The sequence below is a fragment of the Streptomyces sp. ActVer genome (genome assembly GCF_027270795.1).
Lineage (GTDB): Bacteria > Actinomycetota > Actinomycetes > Streptomycetales > Streptomycetaceae > Streptomyces > Streptomyces umbrinus_A.
Genome location: NZ_JAPWHT010000762.1, coordinates 1 through 2,697 on the forward strand (window position 1 = coordinate 1; position 2,697 = coordinate 2,697).

Here is a 2,697-nt window from a genome sequence, read left to right on the forward strand (position 1 = left end):
ACCTGGTGACTGGATACAGACGTGTGCCTCTGCCGATCTCGCCCGGCCACCCGCCGGACCGCCCGCCGAACCCGAGGCCAGCTCTTTTCCCATGCCGCTCTCCATGCCGCTCACTGTGCGCCAATACGAAGAGCACACCCGGCCACCACCCCGGCGCGGAAAGCCTCTCGCGGGCGGGGTTCACACCGATGGCCCCGGGTGCGACGCTGTGATCATGAGCCGTATCGAAGCCCCACGCGACGAGGTGACGAGCAACCTGGTCGACCGTCTCCTGGCGGGCCTGCCGGCCGAGGCGGTCCTCACCGACCCGGACGTCACGGCCTCGTACGCCAACGACATGGCCAGCTTCTGCGAGGCCGGCACCCCCGCCGTCGTGGTGCTGCCGCGCACCGTCGAGCAGGTCCAGCACGTCATGCGCATCGCCACCGAACTGCGCGTCCCGGTGGTCCCGCAGGGCGCCCGTACGGGCCTGTCGGGCGCCGCCAACGCCTCCGAGGGCTGCGTCGTGCTGTCCCTCGTCAAGATGGACCGCATCCTGGAGATCAGCCCGGTCGACCGGATCGCGGTGGTCGAGCCGGGCGTCATCAACGCCACGCTCTCCCGCGCCGTCAACGAACACGGCCTCTACTACCCGCCGGACCCCTCCAGCTGGGAGATGTGCACGATCGGCGGCAACATCGGCACGGCGTCGGGCGGCCTGTGCTGTGTGAAGTACGGGGTGACGGCCGAGTACGTCCTCGGCCTGGACGTGGTCCTCGCCGACGGCCGCCTCATGTCCACCGGCCGCCGCACGGCGAAGGGCGTCGCCGGATACGACCTCACCCGCCTCTTCGTCGGCTCCGAGGGCTCGCTCGGCATCGTCGTACGGGCCACTCTCGCCCTGAAGCCGCAGCCGCCCCAACAACTGGTGCTGGCCGCAGAGTTCGCCTCCGCCGCGGCCGCCTGCGACGCGGTCTGCCGGATCATGGAGGGCGGCCATGTGCCGTCCCTCCTCGAACTGATGGACCGTACGACCGTGAAGGCCGTCAACGACATGGCGAACATGGGCCTGCCGGAGTCCACCGAGGCCCTGCTCCTCGCCGCCTTCGACACCCTCGACCCTGCCTCCGACCTGACGGCCGTGGGCGCGCTCTGCGAGGCGGCCGGGGCCACGCAGGTCGTACCGGCGGACGACGCGGCCGAGTCCGAACTGCTGCTCCAGGCACGCCGGTTGTCCCTCACCGGGCTCGAAGCGGTCAAGGGCACGACGATGATCGACGACGTGTGCGTACCGCGCTCGAATCTCGCCGAGATGCTCGAAGGGGTCGACCGGATCGCCGAGAAGTACCAGCTGACCATCGGGGTCGTCGCACACGCCGGCGACGGCAACACCCACCCGACCGTCTGCTTCGACGCCGGCGACCCCGACGAGTCCCGGCGCGCCCGCGAGTCCTTCGACGAGATCATGGCCCTCGGCCTGGAACTCGGCGGCACGATCACCGGCGAGCACGGCGTGGGCGTCCTCAAGAAGGAGTGGCTGGCACGCGAGATCGGCCCCGTGGGTGTGGAGATGCAGCGGGCGATCAAGACGGCGTTCGACCCGCTCGGCATCCTCAACCCCGGCAAGCTCTTCTGAGCCACCTCCTCGGCTGCTCGCGGCCCTCCGTCTCACTCCCCGTCCTTGGACTCGTCCGAGGGCCAGGGGTCGCGCAGCCAGAGGTCGTCGGCCGGGGTGGGCGCGAGCAGCTCGGCGAGGCCGTCGTCGATACCGAGCTGGTCGGCCTCGGTGCCCGGCGGGACCGCCCGCAGGGTGCGCTCCAGCCAGGCCGACACCTGCGTGGCGGGCGCCTCCAGCAGCGCGTCCCCGTCGGGTGAACTCAGCGCCATCAGGACCACGCTCCGCCCGGCGACCTTCGTCGGCCACACCCGCACATCCCCGTGCCCGCACGGCCGGAACACCCCCTCCACGAGCAGCTCGCGCGCGAACGTCCAGTTCACGGGGTGGTCCGAGCCGATGTGGAAGGCGATGTGGACGGCGTACGGATCGTCGGTGCGGTAGCTCAGCCGGGCCGGGACCGGGATGCTGCGCTCGGGGGACAGGACCAGTTTCAGTTCGAGCTCGCGCTCCACCACGGTGTACATGTCGTGCGTTTCCTCTCGTCCAGGGGCCCTGTGGGCGGGCCCGTACGAGTGGAGAGGGCGCGGGCCGCGAAGCATTACGCGGTTTCGCGGAACTTTTTCCGAAGGCACGGGCACGCGACCGGCAGACCCGATCAGCACACGGCCCGCAGACGGTCGTCACCCGACCGGAAGCGGCCGGAAAACGTGGCGGAACCTTGCTCGAAGGGGGTAGGTACGCGAGGAGCGGCAGTGGTGCTTGCGCCCGTCTGATAGATGTGGACGCTCAACACGACCCCCGAGCAGATACGGGACGACGGACATGAGCGCCCCAACCCCGGCCCCCGGCGACGACAGGCCCCGCGAAGGGTATTACCCGGACCCTTCCATTCCCGGATATGTCCGGTACTGGAACGGTGCCGCGTGGGTGCCGGGCACCAGCCGGCCGGCGCCGTCCGGCGGCGAGCCGATCTCGTCGCCCGCGGACGGACGGTCCGTGCCCGCCTCCACGGAGGAGACCGGGCCGCACTTCTTCGACGAGGACCCGCCGGCCGCGAGCCCGTCGCCCGCCGACGCCCAGCACGGCAGCCGGCCCGAGCC

Annotated in this window: 3 protein-coding genes; 2 read left to right on the forward strand and 1 reads right to left on the reverse strand. The window is 71.0% G+C overall.

Features of this window, described 5'->3' with window-relative positions:
• The first annotated feature begins 208 nt into the window (after positions 1-208).
• A complete protein-coding gene (locus O3Q52_RS51720; protein ID WP_269655342.1) occupies positions 209-1,615 on the forward strand; it encodes an FAD-binding oxidoreductase in 1,407 nt (468 codons plus the stop codon).
• A gap of 32 nt (positions 1,616-1,647) precedes the next feature.
• Here O3Q52_RS51720 and O3Q52_RS51725 read toward each other — a convergent pair whose 3' ends face one another.
• The gene (locus tag O3Q52_RS51725; RefSeq protein WP_269655343.1) at positions 1,648-2,121 is read right to left on the reverse strand and encodes an SsgA family sporulation/cell division regulator; all 474 of its coding nucleotides are present in this window, start codon (positions 2,119-2,121) and stop codon (positions 1,648-1,650) included.
• Between the two features lie 298 nt (positions 2,122-2,419).
• Here O3Q52_RS51725 and O3Q52_RS51730 point away from each other — a divergent pair.
• Positions 2,420-2,697 (forward strand): DUF2510 domain-containing protein (locus O3Q52_RS51730; protein WP_269655344.1); only part of this gene is annotated, 278 nt, incomplete at its 3' end.

Excerpts from the sequence above, each read along its gene's own strand:
- O3Q52_RS51725 (WP_269655343.1), bottom strand. The coding sequence starts at position 2,121 with ATGTACACCGTGGTGGAGCGCGAGCTCGAACTGAAACTGGTCCTGTCC.